A 17,456-nucleotide genomic window follows, 5' to 3' on the forward strand; every position below is an offset into this window, starting at 1 on the left:
TTGGCGCCAAGCCAAGCGGGGCATTTTCACATCAGCAGAAATCCGTCAATTACTTGATCACAGCCTTCTTCTGCAAACCTTCTTCAAACGCTTGCAGCTTTTCCTGCTGAATTTGCTTCGCAATCTGATCCTTCACTTGCTCGAGCGGCGGCGGGGCGACATCGCGGATATCGTCCAGGCGGATGATGTGCCAGCCGAACTGCGTCTTCACCGGCTCGTCGGTCATCTCACCCTTCTTCAGCTTCTCAGCAGCAGCGCCAAACTCCGGCACATACGCCTGCGGGCTTGACCAGTCCAAGTCGCCGCCATTCTTGCCCGATCCCGGATCCTTCGAAAACTGTTTCGCCAGATCTTCGAAACTAGCACCTGCCTTGATCTTCGCAATCAAGTCCTTAGCCTGGGCTTCGTTGTCGACGAGAATATGGTGCAGGTGATATTCCTTGCCGCCACCGACCTGCTTCACCATGTCGTCGTAACGTGCCTTGATCTCGGCATCGGTCGGCGCATTGTTCTTCACGAAATCTTCAATCAACGCGCGCAAGACCACGGTCTGCTGGGCAACGGCAATTTGCGCCTTCACGTCGGGACGCGTGGCAATACCGCGCCGCATGGCTTCCTGCATCAGGATCTCGCGATTCACCAGCTCTTGACGCACGGCCGCCTGCAATTGCGGCGTGTCCTGCTGACCTTGCTGGACGAGTTGAGCGACAAGCGCATCGACACGAGACTTCGGAATCGGCGTGCCGTTCACCACGGCAATGTTCTGAGCAAACACGGGCGCCGCCGCGAACGCGGCCAGCAACACCCAGATACGGGGATTTTTTAAAATCATCAATGGTTCCTGATCAGAACGAGGGCTGAGATTCTTGGGCGAAACTCTTGGCTGAAAGCAAAGCTGAAATGACGGACAGATCTAAAGGACTGTTATTCGGTCACTCGAACTGGTTCGCAAACTCTTCGGGTGTAAAAGCCTTGATGGCAAGCGCATGAATACCCTGCCGCAGCTCGTCGGCCAGCGCATCATACACCAGCCGGTGCCGCGCCACGCGTGGCTTCCCGGCGAATCGGGCCGCCACAATGGTGACCGTATAGTGACTTCCCGCCGAGGCGCCGGCATGGCCGGCATGCGCCGCGCTGTCATCGTCGATATGCACTGACGACGCTTCCAGTGCCGCATTCAGCCGCGCTTCGAGATAAGCAATCTTGCCCTCGGCGGACGCGTTGACGAAGTTCTCTATAAAACCGGGATCGCTCATTTCCCTTCGTCCTCTTTCATGTACTTCGCGAGCCACAAGCTTTGCGCCACGATAAACACCAGCAAACATCCGGTCGCGCCGAACAGCTTGAAGTTGACCCATTGATTGGTGGTGTAGTTGAACGCGACGAACAGGTTGACCACGCCGAGAATCGCGAAAAACACGGCCCAGGCGAGATTCAACTGGCCCCACACGCGATGCGGCAACACGATCTGCTTGCCCATCATCGCTTCGATGAGGTTCTTGCCGAAGGCGAATTGCGACACGATCAGCGCACCCGCAAAGAGCCAGTAGAGCGCGGTGGGTTTCCACTTGATGAACGTATCGTTGTGCAGCACGAGCGTCGCGCCACCGAATACGACCACCACACCCAGACTCACCCACAGCATGGGATCGACCTTGCGATGCCGGAATGCCACCCAGGCGATCTGCACGAGCGTCGCGACAATGGCCACAGCGGTCGCGGTGTAGATGCCCCAGATCTTGAATGCGACGAAGAAGAGGAGGATCGGAAATAGATCGAACAGAAATTTCATGTTGTAGGGGCGGTAGGGGCGGTAGGGGCGGTAGGGGGCAAAGAGGGCATCGATTTGAAAGCGGACAGCACGCTCGCGCCGCGGTTCGTCGGTTTCGCTACTGGCGGACTATGACGCCTGGCGAGCGAATAGCCGCGGTCAGCCGCATTTGGCGAGATTTGGACTTAAGTCAGCCGTGTTTGAACACACGCGGCGAGACATCTCGCCGGGCCAACGCCGGCTCGCTGGAGCATTGATTTATCGGCCGGCGCCGCCCGACGCGCTTACTTGGGTTCGAATTGTAGCGCAGCCGAGTTGATGCAGTAGCGCAGACCGGTCGGCGCGGGACCGTCCTCGAAAACGTGGCCCAGATGCGCGCCGCAGTTCTTGCACTGCACTTCGATGCGCAGCATGCCGTGCGCATGATCCGTCTTTTCCTTGATGACTTCGCCGTTGATCGGCTTGAAGTAACTCGGCCAGCCGCAACCGGCATCGAATTTCGTAGCCGACTCGAACAGCGGCGTGCCGCAGCACACGCAGTCATAGATGCCGCGCTCCGTGTGATCCCAGTATTCGCCGGCGAAGGGCCGTTCCGTGGCGGCGTGGCGCGTCACCTGGTACTGGATATCGGTCAATTCCTTGCGGTACTCGGCGTCGTCCTTCTGCAGCGGAGCAACGGGGTCGATGCTTGCTTTAGTGATGTCGTCTCGATTCATGGTTCTTTATCTCCAGATCTTTGGCGGAGCCTGACAAGGGATGCGGCTCGCTCGGCTCATCTATTTGGGGGCTGTTTCAGGAAGAGCAACTGACTTCCAGGTCGCTCGCCCAGTCGGGCGGCAAACCGGCATACGCTTCAAACTCGGGTTGTTCATCGAAGGGATGGCGCAGCACTTTCGCCAGCCTCTCAACTTCGGAAAAATCCTTCTCTTTCGCCAGCCGGATGGCATTTTCGGCCAGATGGTTGCGCAAGACGTATTTTGGATTCACGGCGTTCATTGCGCTTGCCCGCGCTTCGTCGCCCTGTGTTTCCTCCGACAAGCGCAGCCGGTAGTCGTTCGCCCAGGCATCGAAAGCGGCGCGATCGAGGAACAGGTCACGCACCGGCGCGTCGCCGGAAGCGTCGGCCTTGCGCATTTTGGCCAGGTTTCGGAAGGTCAGCGTGAAATCGGCGCGATTGGCGTTCATCACTTCGAAGAGGCGGTTCGTGAGTTTGTCGTCGCCTTCGCGAATCTCAAGCAGACCGAGTTTTGCACGCATGCGGCGCTCGAGCGCGGGCGCAAACCGGTCCTTGAAACCCTCCAGCACCCGCTGCGCGTCTTCAATCACCTTGGTGTTGCGAGTGTCGTTGCCGTATTGCGGACCGAACAGCGGCACTAGCGCTTGCGCGAGGCAAAACAGATTCCAGTAGCCAATCTGCGGCTGCATTTTATAAGCGTATCGACCCTGCGAATCAGAGTGATTGCAGATGTGATTCGCGTTGAATCCATCGATGAACCCAAACGGGCCGTAATCGATCGTCAGCCCCAGAATCGACATGTTGTCCGTATTCATCACGCCATGGCAAAACCCGACGGCTTGCCAGTCCGCCATCAGGTCGGCGGTGCGGTCCAGGACTTCTTGCAGGAGCGCCAAAGCGGGATCTTCGGCTTCGCGGCACTGCGGGTAAAACCGGTCGATCACGTGATCGGCGAGCTTTTTCAGTTCATCGACGCGATCATTCGTGTAGAAGTGCTCGAAGTGGCCAAAACGAACGAAACTGGGTGCGACGCGCGTCACGACGGCAGCCGTCTCCATCGTTTCGCGGCGCACTGGCTGATCCGAACCGATGACGCACAACGCCCGCGTGGTCGGAATGCCGAGATGGTGCATCGCTTCGGAGCACAAATATTCGCGTATCGATGACCGCAACACAGCCCGCCCGTCGCCCATGCGCGAATACGGCGTGCGTCCCGCGCCTTTTAGCTGCAACTCGAGGCGCTGGCCGCCGTGTTCGATTTCGCCCAGGCCGATCGCGCGGCCGTCGCCGAGCTGGCCGGCCCACACGCCAAACTGGTGCCCCGAATACACCGACGCATACGGCAACTTCTCCGCCGGCCATTCCCGCGTGGGATTGCCCGCAAAGAGGTCTGCAAACGGCTCTGCAACCGCGGGATCTTGCGCGTCGGCGGCGTTGAAACCGAGTTGCGTGGCGACATCGGCGGAAATGCCCACCAGATAAGGCTCAGGCAACGGGGCGCCGGGAAGGCGGGTGAGAAAGGCGGAACCGAGTGAAACGAATGCATCGGGCCTGTCGGTTTCTATCGATGCGAGCAGCGAATCCACGGGCGCAGGGCTTGCCGGTTCGGCAACCGCTGCGGTGCTGCTTGGGGAAAACGACATATTGAGCACCTCATGATTAACCGATATTGTAAATCCGCCCCCGCGCCGCTGCACGAGCACGCGTCAACCCGCCCCGGCATTGGATCGGGGATCAACTCAGTGTCGAATTGAGGTACTGTCTCAGGTAGTAGACCGGCATCAAAACCCGTGCATCCGGACTTGTGAGGAACTCGCCCATGACGTCGCCGCTTTTCGGCCAGATGATGGATGTACCGCTGCTCGCTTCATCGTTGTTATCCCACGCTGCACGTCATTTCGGCGATACCGAAATTGTCTCGCGCCGCATTGAAGGCGACATCCATCGCTATACCTGGCGCGATTGCGAAAAGCGGGCGAAACAACTCGCGCAAGCGTTGATCGGGTTGGGTGTGAACCCCGGTGAACGTATTGGCACATTGGCGTGGAACGGGTATCGCCATCTGGAGTGTTATTACGGCGTGAGCGGCATGGGCGCCGTCTGCCACACGATCAATCCGCGGCTCTTTCCCGACCAGGTGGCGTTCATCGTCAATCACGCGGACGACGAATACGTCGCGTTCGACATGACGTTCGCCACGCTCGTCGACATCATCGCACCGCAGTGTCCGAACGTAAAAGCCTGGATCGCGCTCGGCGACGAGACCTGCATCGGCACTCATCTCGCCGATATGGCCACGCCCGTCCTCAGCTACGAAACGCTGATTGGACAATGCGACGGCGACTATGCGTGGCCGGTGCTCGACGAACGCACGGCATCGTTTCTTTGCTACACCTCGGGTACGACCGGCAATCCGAAGGGCGCGCTCTATTCACACCGGTCCACCGTGCTGCATGCATACGGCGCGTCGCTGCCGGACGCCATGGGCTGTTCCGCCCGCGATGCCATCCTGCCCGTCGTGCCCATGTTCCACGTCAACGCGTGGGGCATTCCGCACGCGACGCCGCTGGTCGGCGCGAAGCTCGTGCTGCCAGGCAATTGTCTCGATGGCAAATCGCTCTACGAACTCATGGAAGCCGAAGGCGTGACGTTTTCGGCAGGCGTGCCGACGGTCTGGCTCGGCTTGCTGAACTATGTGAAGCAGGCGGGCGTGCGCTTCAACACGCTCAAGCGCACGGTGATTGGCGGCTCGGCGTGTCCGCCGGCCATGCTTCGCAGCTTCGAGGACGACTACGGCGTGGAGGTGATTCACGCGTGGGGCATGACGGAGATGTCGCCGCTCGGCACGCTCGCCAAGCTCACATGGAAGCAGCAGCAGCGCTCACCGGAAGAGCGGCGGCATCTGCGCGAAAAGCAGGGTCACGTGATGTTCGGCGTGGACATGAAGGTCGTCGGCGATGACGGCCAGGAACTTCCATGGGACGGCACGTCGTTTGGTGACCTGCATGTGCGCGGGCCGTGGGTGATCAGCCGGTATTTCCGCAAGGACGATTCGCCGCTGATCGACGGCTGGTTTCCGACCGGCGATGTCGCGACTATCGACGCCGATGGCTTCATGCACATCACCGATCGTAGCAAGGACGTGATCAAGTCGGGCGGCGAATGGATCAGTTCGATCGACGTGGAGAACGTGATGATGTCGCATCCGCAGGTGGCGGAAGCGGCGTGTATTGCGTGTTCGCATCCGAAGTGGACGGAGCGCCCGCTGGTGGTGGTCGTGCGGCGTCCGGGCGCGACGGTTACGCGGGAGGAACTGCTCGCGTTCTACGACGGCAAGGTGGCGAAGTGGTGGAAGCCGGACGATGTGGTTTTCGCCGATGAACTTCCGCATACGGCTACGGGGAAGCTGCAGAAACTGAGGCTGCGCGAGTTGTATCGCGAGTATGTGCTGCCGACGGTTGATGAGAAGGTGGTGTGAGTTTTTGGCTTTCTTGTTTCTCTGACTAAGCCGGGCTGCATGCGTGCGGCCCCGGTTTTATCCAAAGCGCGTTTCTTCCTGTCGCGCAGAAATACAGTCGTCGAAGAAAGCAATGTGCAAGATTTGCACATTACCGGGCCTGAGCCGTACAAGCCCGTTGATCGACGCCTCTCTCCCGCGGCATTCCCTCTCCATCTTCATCCCAAAAACAACGAAATTGAACGATCGTTCTTTTCCGTGTATTCTTCTCGGGTGACTCACAATCCCAGCGACACGGTAATCAGCGCTTTCCGGGAATTCCCCGGAGAATCTGGCTATCGCAGGCATCGAACGGAGGTAGACAAATGGCAGTGGACTACACGACTCGCGACGGCATCGCCGTTATCACGCTGAACAATCCGCCGGTGAACGGCCTTGGGTTTTCCACGCGGCTTGGCATTGTCGAAGGCGTTGAAAAAGCGCAGGCGGACGCGTCCGTCAGCGCGATTGTGATCATCGGCGCGGGCAAGGCGTTTTCCGGCGGCGCCGATATCACCGAATTCAACACGCCCAAGGCAACCCAGGAACCCACGCTGCACACGGTCATCAAGGCCGTAGAAGGCAGCACAAAGCCTGTTGTGGCCGCAATTCACAGCGTGGCCATGGGCGGCGGCCTCGAATTGGCGCTTGGCGCGCATTATCGGGTGGCGTCGGCGGGAGCGCAGATCGCATTGCCCGAAGTCAAGCTCGGCATCCTGCCGGGCGCAGGCGGCACGCAGCGCTTGCCGCGCGCGGTCGGCCTTGAAGCGGCGCTGAACATGATCGTGTCGGGTGCGCCGGTGATGTCGGAGAAACTGGCCGGCACAGGCTTGTTCGATCAAATGGCGCAAGGCGATCTGCTCGACGATGCCGTCAAATTCGCGCAGAAAGTGGGCGCGCAAAGCGGCCCGCATCCGAAGGTTCGCGATCGCAAGATCGAGCACCCGAACGCCGAAGGGTTTATCCAGTTCGCACGCAACGGCGTCACGCCGCTGGCAAAGAACTTCCCCGCGCCGCTCAAGTGTATCGATGCAGTGGAAGCCGGCGTGAAGCTCGGTTTCGATAAAGGCCTCGCCTTCGAACGCGAATGTTTCATGGCGCTGGTGCAAACGCCCGAGAGCCGCGCGCTACGGCACGCGTTCTTCGGCGAACGCGCGGCGAGCAAGATTCCCGATGTGCCTTCGAGCACGCCGGTGCGCAAGATCGAGCGCGTTGGCGTGATCGGTGCAGGGACGATGGGCGGCGGCATCGCGATGAATTTCGTCAACGCGGGCCTGCCGGTGACTCTGCTGGAGACGAAGCAGGAAGCGCTCGATCGCGGCATCGCCACCATTCGCAAGAACTACGAAGGCGCCCTGAAAAAAGGCCGTTTGACGACTGAGAAACTGGAAGAACGCATGGCGCTGATCACGCCTACGCTTGTGTACGAGGACCTCAAGGACGCCGACCTGATCGTCGAAGCGGTGTTCGAAGAACTCGGTGTGAAAGAGCAGGTGTTTTCGAAACTCGATCAGGTCGCGAAGAAGGGTGCGATCCTGGCATCGAATACGTCCACGCTCGATGTCGACAAGATTGCAGCGTTCACCAAGCGTCCCGAAGACGTGGTCGGCATGCACTTCTTCAGTCCGGCCAACGTCATGAAGTTGCTGGAAGTCGTGCGCGGCGCGAAGACGTCGAAGGACGTGCTCGCCACCGTCATGCAACTCGCCAAGAAGATCAAGAAGACGGCCGTGGTGTCGGGCGTTTGCGATGGTTTTATCGGCAACCGGATGATCGAGCAGTATCTGCGCCAGGCGCTTTTCATGCTTGAAGAAGGTGCGTTGCCGGCGCAAGTGGATCGCGCGATCGAAAAATTCGGCTTCGCGATGGGACCGTTCCGCATGAGCGACCTCGCGGGCAATGACATCGGCTGGGCGATTCGCAAACGCCGTTATCAGGAGAAGCCGGATCTGAAGTATTCGAAGATCGCCGACCGTTTGTGCGAGACCGGGCGCTTCGGACAAAAGACCGGCGCGGGCTGGTACGACTACAAGGCAGGGGATCGCACGGCGCATCCGTCGAAGATCGTCGACGAGATGATCGTTGCGTATTCGAACGAGCAAGGCGTCACGCGCCGCAAGATCTCCGATGACGAGATCGTCGAACGGCTGGTGTTCGCGCTCGTCAATGAAGGCGCGCTGATCCTTGAAGAAGGGATTGCGTCGAAGGCGTCGGACATCGACATGGTCTACCTGACCGGTTACGGTTTCCCGCTGTATCGCGGCGGACCGATGTTGTTTGCCGATACGGTCGGCCTGTACAACGTCGAGCGCGCGATGCGCAAGTACGCAGCCCAAGCCAACGGCGAAGCATGGAAGCCTGCGGTGCGCGTGACCGAACTGGCCGCAGAAGGGCGCGGCTTCAATAGTTAAGACACCGGTGAGATTCGCGATGAAAGGCGCTGACGAAGTCCTGCTTGTGGTCGATGTCCAGAATGACTTCATGCCACGCGGCGCGTTGGGGGTCGCTCACGGCGACGAAGTCGTGCCCGTGATCAACCGCTTGGCGCGTGCGTTTTCGCATGTCGTGCTGACGCAGGACTGGCATCCGGCGAAGCACATTTCCTTCGCCGAAAACCACGCTGGGCGCACGCCTTTCGACATGACCACGCTCAGCTACGGCGAGCAGGTCTTATGGCCAACGCATTGCGTCCAGAACACGGACGGCGCGGCGCTGCATCGTGATCTGGACGTGCCCCACGCGCGGCTGGTGATCCGCAAGGGTCATCAGCTGGATGTCGATAGTTATTCGGCGTTCATGGAGGCTGATCGCATCACGCCGACGGGCCTCACGGGTTATCTCCGCGATGTCGGCGTGAAGCGCGTCTATTGCTGCGGGCTGGCGACGGATTATTGCGTCGCGTGGTCGGCGCTCGATGCGCGCAGCGCGGGATTCGAAGTGGTCGTTATCGACGATGCCTGTCGCGCGATCGACCTCGATGGTTCGCTTGCGCGCGCGTGGGAGCAGATGACGGCAGCGGGTGTATCGCGGATCGGATCGACGGACTTGCTGCGCTGAACGGCGGGCTGGACTCGCGAGTTCGGCCCAATGAACCAACCCTATTCGTATTCGAAGTGGAGACAAGCATGACTGACGCGGTAATCGTATCGACGGCACGCACGGGCCTCGCCAAATCCTGGCGCGGCGCATTCAACATGACCCACGGCGCGACGCTCGGCGGGCATGCCACGCAAGCGGCCGTGGCGCGCGCGGGCATCGACCCGGCGCGTGTGGAAGACGTGATCATGGGGTGCGCGAATCCGGAAGGCGCGACCGGCATGAACATCGCGCGGCAGATTGCGCTGCGTGCAGGTCTGCCGGTGAGCGTGCCGGGCATGACGGTGAATCGCTTCTGCTCGTCGGGGTTGCAGACTATCGCGCTGGCGGCGCAACGCGTGATCGCCGGCGAAGGCGATGTCTATGTGGCCGGCGGCGTGGAGTCCATCTCGTGCGTGCAGAACGAGATGAACCAGCACATGCTGCTGGATGGCTGGTTGAAAGAGCACAGGCCCGCCATCTACTGGTCGATGTTGCAGACGGCCGAGAACGTCGCCAAGCGCTACGAGATCTCGAAAGAACGGCAGGACGAGTACGGCGTGCAGTCGCAATTGCGCGCGGCTGCGGCTCAGGCTGCGGGCAAGTTCAATGACGAAATCGTGCCGATTACGGTGCTTGCCGGTGTCGCCGATAAAGCCACGGGCCGCATGTTCACGAAGGAAGTCACGCTGGCCGCCGATGAAGGCATTCGCGCCGATACCACGCTCGAAGGGGTATCGAAGATTCGCACCGCGATGCCCGGCGGCGTGGTCACGGCGGGCAATGCGAGCCAGTTCTCCGATGGCGCGTCGGCGTGTGTTGTGATGAACGCATCGCTTGCGGAGAAGGAAGGGCTCAAGCCGCTAGGGATTTTCCGGGGATTTGCGGTCGCAGGTTGCGAGCCGGATGAAATGGGTATTGGACCGGTGTTCGCCGTGCCTAAGCTGTTGAAGAAAGCCGGCCTTAAAGTCAGCGATATCGACCTGTGGGAACTGAACGAAGCGTTCGCCGTGCAGGTGCTCTATTGCCGCGATACGTTGGGCATTCCGGCCGATCGCCTGAACGTGAACGGCGGCGCGATTGCGGTGGGGCATCCGTATGGGGTGTCGGGCGCGCGGCTCACGGGGCATGCGTTGATCGAAGGCAAACGGCGCGGCGCGAAGTTTGTCGTGGTGACCATGTGCATTGGCGGCGGGCAGGGCGCGGCGGGGTTGTTTGAAGTAGTGTGATTTTTTCGGTCGCCCGAGGTTTTGGATACGCTTGGGCGATCGATGTATCCGGTCGCAAACCTTCTATCTGATAAATCGATTAGAAAGATTCCCTTGGAGAGAAGCGGATCTATTTACAACACCATGAAACGCGTACAGCTCAAGTGGTTGCTGTGATCTGTTCTACGAAGTAAATTCTGAAGATCGCCGCAACTGCGGTTTGCGTCTTTCCAGGAAGCCTTCTTAGAATATGGATTTTTGTCGCCCAAGCTGGTTTTCCCCGGCTCCCAGAATTAAAGAACGATCATGGTTGTAGACGACGCCAGTGCTAGGGCGATCTGCATCGAGGCGTCGAAAAAAACGGCGCTCGAATATGTGATGGTCTATGACATGCGGACAGGCTTGGTGATAGGGCAGCATGCCGGAGAGCCGGACGGCGCCGGCTTTACTCCTGCGATCCGGACTGTCGCGCTTGATTCGCAGTACAAGCTAAAAGTCACGCATACCCATCCGCTGGACGGGGCGTTTTCGCTTAGCCCTGTTGATTTGCTGGTGCTCTGGGACTACGCGGGCATCTACGAAATCGAGGCGGTGACGCTGGATGGCAGTTGGTTTCGCGCACGAGCTATTTCCCAGTCGAGCGCGATGGCCAAGGCGTACATTAACCGGGTGTTTATCGACCTTTACAAGATCTGTTTAACTGTACCCCAGCATGACCCGCTTTCCGTTGAAGAGGTCCGGTACCTGCATGAGGCAAGTACCGATGTTTGCTGTAGGGCGCTTGCCAAACGTGAGATAATAGAGTATGAATCGAACGAGAGCGACCAAGTAGCCAACGGCTGGAAACCGCATGGTGCGTTGCGCGATGAGCTGGTGCGATTGACGGTCGCGCGTTCCAGAATGCCACAACGGTATTGAGGTGCAACATGGCAATCAATGTCCCGAGCGCTCCCTCGATGTTCGAGAGCATACGAGAGTGGGAGCGCTATGTTTCACGGCTTGAAGCGCTGAGCCCGTCGAATGAACAGGCGCGTGCGGCAGTCAATTTCTCGCTCGATATGGCTCGGGAGCTGATCGAAACGAAGAAGCATGAGGCACGCAGCTCGCGATCGCAGCTTGATGATGTTGAAAACGCGAGCGTCCGGAGCGGAAGTTGGACGGCAACTCATCGTATGGGCTGAGCCGGTTTCAATGCATAGACGGGGCCACCAAATCGGTGGCCTTTTTTGTTGGACGCGACAGGGCGTGAATCAGGCTCATCGACGCGCAGTAACCATGGGTTTAACCTCCAGGTAGAAACTGCGGGAATCTGGTAATTTGACGGGTTAATCCGCTGCGCTTAGTTCGCCGATCGCCAGACCGGATCGACGACAACGACGTGTGCGTCAGGTGAAGCGCCGGCGAACACTAACAAACCAAGGTGAGCAAGTTGCTAAGACACATCGTCATGTGGAAGTTGAAGGAAAGCGCCGAAGGCGGCACGCGCGCGGAAAACATTCTCAAGCTGAAGGCCAAACTCGAATCTTGCCGCAGCATTGTTTCAGGCCAGGGCCACTTCGAAGTGGGCGTGGCGCAACCCGGCTTCGAAGCCACGTATGACGTGGTCCTCGTGTCCGATTTCGACAATCCGCAAGCCCTCCAGGCCTATCAGGTCCACCCCAAGCACCTGGCGATCAAGGACTTCGTTGCGGCGGTACGTGAATCGCGTCAATGCATCGATTACGAAGTCTGAAGCCATGACCGACTTTTCCACGCTCCCTGAAAGCCCGTTCATCGATTCACTCGGCGTGCAGCTCGTCACCGCCGAAGACGGCGCAAGCGAAGTGTTGCTGCCGCTGACCAGCACCCATATGAACACCTGGGGCATCGCACACGGCGGCGTGACCATGACGCTCGCCGACTGCGCCCTCGCGATGGCCGCACGCAGTCTCGCCGACGACGGCATTGGCGTGGTCACCGTCGAAATGAAAGTCAACTTCATGCAGCCGGGCCGCGGCGAACTCCGCGCATTTGCCCGCGTGTTGCACCGCTCGACCACCATGGCCTATTGCGAAGGCGAAATTCGCGACAGCGAGGGCCATTTCGTCGCCAAAGCGCTCGGCACCTTCAAATACATGCGGAGACTCGCTGTCGGCCGCGATATTGCGAAGCAACGCCTGCGTTCAGATCCGTCCGCCACACCCGGTCCCAGCGACGCCTGAGGCCGCTGCCAGCGCGCGCCTCGCGCCCTGGCTGATTCCAAGACCGCACAGGAGTATCACGATGTCAGAACACACTTCAATCAATCGCCAGATCCTCCTCGTTTCGCGCCCGCAAGGCGCGGCAAGCGTCGATAACTTCAAGCTCGTCGAAACACCGCTTGAGGCTCTGCCCGACGGGCAAGTGCGCGTACGCAATCACTTTCTCTCGCTCGATCCCTACATGCGCGGCCGCATGGACGAATCGAAGTCGTACGCCGCATCGCAGCCGCTCAACGAGGTGATGATCGGCGGGACCGTGGGTGAAGTCGTGGAATCGAAGAACCCGAAGTTTGCGATCGGCGACAAGGTGGTCGGGACGTACGGCTGGCAGGAATTCGGCACGTCGGATGGCAAGGGCCTGCGTAAAGTCGACGACACCCATATCCCGCTTTCTACGTATCTCGGCCCGGTCGGCATGCCCGGCGTGACGGCATGGCTTGGGCTCAACAAGATCATCGAGCCGAAAGCGGGCGAAACGGTTGTGGTCAGCGCGGCGAGCGGCGCGGTGGGAAGCGTGGTCGGCCAGTTGGCGAAAGCAGCGGGCTGCCGCGCGGTGGGCATCGCGGGCGGGACGGACAAATGCCGCTACGTCACCGAGACCCTCGGTTTCGACGCATGCATCGACTACAAAGCGGGCAACCTCCATGACGACCTCAAGGCCGCATTGCCGAATGGGGCCGACGGTTACTTCGAAAACGTCGGCGGCGAGATACTGGACGCGGTGTTGTCACGCATGAACGCGTTCGGCCGCATTGCGTTGTGCGGGATGATCGCCAGTTACGACGGTTCACCGATGCCGCTCAAAAAGCCCGCTTTGCTCCTCACGCAGCGCCTGAAGGTGCAGGGTTTTATCGTCAGCGAATCGCCGGAAGTGTGGCCCGAGGCGCTCACGCAGCTCGGTGGGTTGGTTGCACAGAAGAAGCTGCAATATCGCGAGACGATTGCGCAGGGCCTGGAAAATGCCCCGGAGGCTTTTCTCGGATTGCTCAAAGGCAAGAACTTCGGCAAGCAGCTCGTCAAGCTGATCTGAATGTTCGGATCTGCAAGAGCGCACAAATAGAAAGGAGACAGCGTGGATCAGTTCGACGGCAAAGTGGCCGTAATCACGGGCGCGGGCAGTGGCTTCGGCCGCGAATTTGCCTTGAAGGGCGCGGCGCTGGGCATGAAGCTCGTGCTGGCCGATGTCGATGCGAAAGGTCTCGCGGAAACGGTCGAGATGGCGCGCGCTTCGGGCGCTGAAGCGCTCGGCGTGCCCACTGACGTTTCCGATGCCGCGCAGGTCGACGCGCTTGCGCGTACGACGATCGATACCTACGGCGCCGTGCATCTGCTCTTCAATAACGCGGGTGTCGGCACGGGCGGTTTCGTCTGGGAAAGCAGCGCGAACGACTGGGCCTGGGTGTTCGGCGTCAACGTGATGGGTGTCGCGAACGGCGTGCGCGCGTTCACGCCGTTGATGCTCGCGCAGCAAGAGCCGGCGCATATTGTCAACACGGCATCGGTGGCGGGCTTGCTGTCGGCGCCGGGCATGGGCGTATATAACGCATCGAAACACGCGGTCGTCGCGTTGACGGAGACGCTGTATCACGACTTGAAAATCATCGGCGGCCAGGTGGATTGTTCGCTGCTGTGTCCGGCGTTCGTGCCGACAGGCATTGCAAACGCCGAGCGGGTGCGGCCCGAGGGCTTGCGCAACGATGAACCACTGACGGCATCGCAGCGCATGGCCGGCAAGCAGCTCACGAAGGCGGTGGAGAGCGGGAAGCTGAGCGCGGCACAGGTGGCGGAACTGACCTTCGACGCGGTGCGCGAACGGCGGTTTTATGTGCTGACGCACCCGAACATTTTGGCATCGGTGCAACTGCGTTTCGATGATGTCACGCAGCGGCGCAATCCGACCGATCCGTTGTCGTTGAAGCCGGAGGTGAAGGGCTAGGGTGCCGACCAAAGCAGCGAATCGCATCGGATTAGCGGTGCTATGTCATCATCCCGAGCTTCCAGGACCCGCCAATTTCCCGCTCCCATGCCGCTGAATCCTGCCGTTGCACAGGTCGTTGAACTCATCGCGAAGGCCAAGCGGCCGCCGATTCACACGCTCTCGGCGTCGGCCGCGCGCGCGTCCTACGAGCGCAGCGCGCTGATTCTCGACATCGCGCCGGCCGCTATGTTCGAGGTCCACGAGCTCACCATCCCCACGCGCGATCACGCGTCCATCCGTGCGCGCCTTTATCACCCGGTCGAGCCGAACTGGGCGGCCCCCACACCCACGCTGGTTTATTTTCATGGCGGTGGTTTTGTGATCGGCAGTATCGATACCCACGATTCGCTCTGTCGACGCCTCGCCGCCGATTCGGGTTGCGCGGTGGCATCGATCGATTACAGGCTTGCGCCCGAGCACAAGTTTCCGACCGCGGTGCACGATGCCTTCGATGCCCTCACGTGGCTTCACACGCAAGCGGAATCGCTGGGGCTCGACAGCACGCGATTCGCGATCGGTGGCGATAGCGCAGGCGGCACACTCGCGACGGTGTGCGCATTGCTCGCTCGCGATGCCGGTATCCCGCTAAGTCTCCAATTGCTGATTTATCCGGGCTTGAGCGCGCGGCAGGACACGCAATCGCATGCGCAATTTGCCGAGGGTTTCGTGTTATCGGCGAAGACGATTCAGTGGTTTTTCGCGCAGTATCTTCGCGACGACAAAGACCGTGACGACTGGCGTTTCGCCCCGCTGGACGCGCGCGGACCGGTACCGGATTTCACGGGTATTGCGCCTGCGTGGATCGCCGCGGCCGATCACGATCCGCTCTTCGACGAAGACGTGGCGTATGCCGCCAAGCTCGAAAGGGCGCATGTGCCGGTTGAACTGGTCCGCTACGAAGGCATGACGCACGAGTTCTTCAAGATGGGCGGTTTTGTGCCTGAGGTAGCGAAAGCGCATGCGGACGCAGCGAATGCGTTGCGTCGATACATGAACGTTACCGAGACGTAAAAGCCAGCGGCAAGAGCATTTCAAAGTGCAACGCGCCTAAGCCGCCCGCACGATGCTGAACGCGTCGCTTCGTTCGAACGCGCCGGGACGCTGGATGGTATGTGAACCATCGTCGTCGCTGAGTTCCTTGATTTGCAGCGTCAAGTCGCCGTCAACTGCCACTACCCGCAACGCCGTAGTGCTGCGCGTGCCATAACCCTCCGACTCGATAAACGCCGCCGACAACACCCGCTCGCGCTCGAGCGAAAGCCCGGTGGACGGCAGCAGATGGTCATCGGCGAGTTGGGGGTTGCGCATGGTCTCGATCAGGCTGTCCAGCGACGGCCGTTCATCGACGTGAAGCAGATCCCGCAGCGCGTCGCGTTGCGCGACGAGCTTGGGCCAGGGTGTGTCGAGCAGACTATTCGATAACCCGTGAATGCCGGGGTCAAGCAGTGAAGGCGGGGCATCGGCACGATTGCCATACCAGGCCAGTTCGCCCCGCGTGAAATCACCGACAACCAGATTGAAGCCGTTGTACCGATGACCGTCGCGGGCCACTGCGTCCAGGTAGGCCATCGGCGCGATCGGTGCGCCGGATAAAAAGTCGCTGACCAGCGTACCGCGAGTCGGCGCATTGGGCCGCACTTCCGCCGGCGCCCGATAGTTCGTCAACGCGGCAAAACGGCCGTCGCGCGTGACGCCGAGCCAGGTTCCGCCGCCCGTCAGATCGCGTCCGGCGAGCACCTGCGGCTCGCTTTCCGAGCTTTCCAGATTTTCCCACCAGTGCAGCGGCTCGGTTTCACGATGGAAAAACTCGTCGCGATTGGCCGCGAGCGTGAGTAGCGGGAACGGGACGGGGCGATCAGCGTCAGACGCTGCCGCGTCCGGTTGCCAATCGAAGACGATCAGGCACATGAGCAAACCGTCCGCAATAAGTCAGACTTCACTTGGCAGCGCATAGGGCAGCGGCGAGAACTTCAACGCAGGACCCTCCGCAGCACCGACGTGCACCGAACCCTGCTCAAGCGCCGCAAGCTTGATTTCCACGAGCGCATCCACGCCGCCGCCCGGCGCGGGCGCCACATTGACCACCAGGCCGCAAGGCTGGCCAGGGTCATCGGAGTGGAACAGTTCGTCGCCGGCCTTGGCGGTATCGGCATGCGCCAGCGATGTGCGGCGCTTGATCGTGCCGCGATACTGACTGCGCGCGACCACTTCCTGCCCCGGATAACAGCCCTTCTTGAAGTTGACGCCGCCGAGCACGTCGAAATTGACCATCTGCGGGACGAATTGCTCGGAAGTCGGCTGCGTGATGCGCGGTTCGCCGGCGTGGATGTCGAGCCAGTCCCATAGCTCGGCTGGCGCGCGCACCAGCTGTTTTTCCATCTCGGCGAGGCGCGCTTCCACTTCAGCCTTCGGGCCGACCCACAGGAAGCGCGGCCGGCCGGCGGCATCGGGGACGCGGATCAGCGAGCCGAGCGGACCGTCCACTTTCACATGCACGCCGTCGGGCATGGCATCGAAGAGATGGGAGAGCGTCTTGCGGACATCGCCGGCAAAACCCACGGCGGCCAGCGCCGGCGTGGCATCGGCGAGCTTCGCTTTCGCGCGCATCACGAACATCGACAAGCGTTTTTGCACCGATGCCTGGATGTCGGCGGAAAGCATCAGGCGCACCGCTTCGCCGCAACGCCACATCAAAAACGACGCCAGCAAGCGGCCCTTCGGCGAGCAATAACCCGCCAGCCGCGCGTTTGACGCGTCGAGATGCTGGACGTCACTCGTCAATTGCGTGTGAAGAAATGCAGCGGCGTCGTCGCCGGTGGTATCGATAATGCCGAACTGCGTCAGCGGCACGAAAACGCCGGCGTGAAGGGCGGCGTCGAAGGAAGATGAAAGCGGTGAGACGGTCGGGGAATTCATGAACTGACTTTGACGGATGCGAACGAAGTTATTATA

Annotated in this window: 18 protein-coding genes; 11 read left to right on the top strand and 7 right to left on the bottom strand. The window is 60.5% G+C overall.

The window, feature by feature from the left end; all coding sequences use genetic code 11:
* Window positions 1-49: 49 nt before the first annotated feature.
* From ACSOSP_RS03700 to ACSOSP_RS03720, 5 genes are all read right to left on the bottom strand, one after another.
* On the bottom strand, window positions 50-832 hold the full coding sequence (locus tag ACSOSP_RS03700; RefSeq protein WP_031359284.1) for a peptidylprolyl isomerase: 783 nt from the start codon (window positions 830-832) through the stop codon (window positions 50-52).
* A gap of 100 nt (window positions 833-932) precedes the next feature.
* Entirely contained in the window at window positions 933-1,256 is a 324-nt protein-coding gene (locus tag ACSOSP_RS03705) for a BolA family protein (protein ID WP_455309630.1), read from the bottom strand.
* Complete coding sequence (locus ACSOSP_RS03710) at window positions 1,253-1,792, bottom strand: septation protein A (protein WP_031359306.1); 540 nt, start codon at window positions 1,790-1,792, stop codon at window positions 1,253-1,255. The genes ACSOSP_RS03705 and ACSOSP_RS03710 overlap by 4 nt, the downstream gene beginning before the upstream one ends.
* 263 nt (window positions 1,793-2,055) lie before the next feature.
* Window positions 2,056-2,487 carry a peptide-methionine (R)-S-oxide reductase MsrB gene (gene msrB, locus ACSOSP_RS03715; RefSeq protein WP_455309631.1) on the bottom strand — a complete coding sequence of 144 codons (432 nt, stop codon included), beginning with the start codon at window positions 2,485-2,487 and terminating at the stop codon, window positions 2,056-2,058.
* 76 nt (window positions 2,488-2,563) lie between these two features.
* Window positions 2,564-4,150: a protein adenylyltransferase SelO gene (locus tag ACSOSP_RS03720; RefSeq protein ID WP_455309632.1), complete on the bottom strand. Its 1,587-nt coding sequence runs from the start codon at window positions 4,148-4,150 to the stop codon at window positions 2,564-2,566.
* A gap of 176 nt (window positions 4,151-4,326) precedes the next feature.
* Between ACSOSP_RS03720 and ACSOSP_RS03725 the strand changes: the two genes are divergently transcribed.
* The 11 genes from ACSOSP_RS03725 to ACSOSP_RS03775 all read left to right on the top strand — a co-directional run bounded on the left by ACSOSP_RS03725 (window position 4,327) and on the right by ACSOSP_RS03775 (window position 15,515).
* On the top strand, window positions 4,327-5,985 hold the full coding sequence (locus ACSOSP_RS03725; RefSeq protein WP_455309633.1) for a 3-(methylthio)propionyl-CoA ligase: 1,659 nt from the start codon (window positions 4,327-4,329) through the stop codon (window positions 5,983-5,985).
* Window positions 5,986-6,329: 344 nt separating this feature from the next.
* Window positions 6,330-8,414 (top strand): 3-hydroxyacyl-CoA dehydrogenase NAD-binding domain-containing protein, encoded by a 2,085-nt coding sequence (locus ACSOSP_RS03730; RefSeq protein WP_455309634.1) that lies wholly within the window; start codon window positions 6,330-6,332, stop codon window positions 8,412-8,414.
* Window positions 8,415-8,433: 19 nt separating this feature from the next.
* Complete coding sequence (gene pncA / locus ACSOSP_RS03735) at window positions 8,434-9,060, top strand: bifunctional nicotinamidase/pyrazinamidase (protein ID WP_455309635.1); 627 nt, start codon at window positions 8,434-8,436, stop codon at window positions 9,058-9,060.
* Window positions 9,061-9,128: 68 nt separating this feature from the next.
* Window positions 9,129-10,307, top strand: a complete 1,179-nt coding sequence (locus tag ACSOSP_RS03740; RefSeq protein ID WP_165090621.1) for an acetyl-CoA C-acyltransferase — start codon at window positions 9,129-9,131, stop codon at window positions 10,305-10,307.
* 285 nt (window positions 10,308-10,592) lie between these two features.
* Window positions 10,593-11,204 (top strand): hypothetical protein, encoded by a 612-nt coding sequence (locus tag ACSOSP_RS03745; RefSeq protein WP_455309636.1) that lies wholly within the window; start codon window positions 10,593-10,595, stop codon window positions 11,202-11,204.
* 8 nt (window positions 11,205-11,212) lie between these two features.
* On the top strand, window positions 11,213-11,467 hold the full coding sequence (locus ACSOSP_RS03750; protein ID WP_455309637.1) for a hypothetical protein: 255 nt from the start codon (window positions 11,213-11,215) through the stop codon (window positions 11,465-11,467).
* A gap of 248 nt (window positions 11,468-11,715) precedes the next feature.
* Window positions 11,716-12,018, top strand: a complete 303-nt coding sequence (locus ACSOSP_RS03755) for a Dabb family protein (RefSeq protein WP_455309638.1) — start codon at window positions 11,716-11,718, stop codon at window positions 12,016-12,018.
* A 4-nt stretch (window positions 12,019-12,022) separates the two neighbouring features.
* Entirely contained in the window at window positions 12,023-12,487 is a 465-nt protein-coding gene (locus ACSOSP_RS03760) for a PaaI family thioesterase (protein WP_455309639.1), read from the top strand.
* A 61-nt stretch (window positions 12,488-12,548) separates the two neighbouring features.
* Window positions 12,549-13,556 (top strand): NADP-dependent oxidoreductase, encoded by a 1,008-nt coding sequence (locus ACSOSP_RS03765; protein WP_455309640.1) that lies wholly within the window; start codon window positions 12,549-12,551, stop codon window positions 13,554-13,556.
* Between the two features lie 42 nt (window positions 13,557-13,598).
* Window positions 13,599-14,462: an SDR family oxidoreductase gene (locus ACSOSP_RS03770; protein ID WP_455309641.1), complete on the top strand. Its 864-nt coding sequence runs from the start codon at window positions 13,599-13,601 to the stop codon at window positions 14,460-14,462.
* A gap of 87 nt (window positions 14,463-14,549) precedes the next feature.
* Window positions 14,550-15,515: an alpha/beta hydrolase gene (locus tag ACSOSP_RS03775; RefSeq protein WP_455310839.1), complete on the top strand. Its 966-nt coding sequence runs from the start codon at window positions 14,550-14,552 to the stop codon at window positions 15,513-15,515.
* A 36-nt stretch (window positions 15,516-15,551) separates the two neighbouring features.
* Here ACSOSP_RS03775 and ACSOSP_RS03780 read toward each other — a convergent pair whose 3' ends face one another.
* Entirely contained in the window at window positions 15,552-16,412 is an 861-nt protein-coding gene (locus tag ACSOSP_RS03780; RefSeq protein ID WP_455309642.1) for an NRDE family protein, read from the bottom strand.
* A 21-nt stretch (window positions 16,413-16,433) separates the two neighbouring features.
* Window positions 16,434-17,420: a CAF17-like 4Fe-4S cluster assembly/insertion protein YgfZ gene (ygfZ, locus tag ACSOSP_RS03785; protein WP_455309643.1), complete on the bottom strand. Its 987-nt coding sequence runs from the start codon at window positions 17,418-17,420 to the stop codon at window positions 16,434-16,436.
* Between the last annotated feature and the right edge of the window lie 36 nt (window positions 17,421-17,456).

The organism is Caballeronia sp. KNU42, assembly GCF_053760385.1.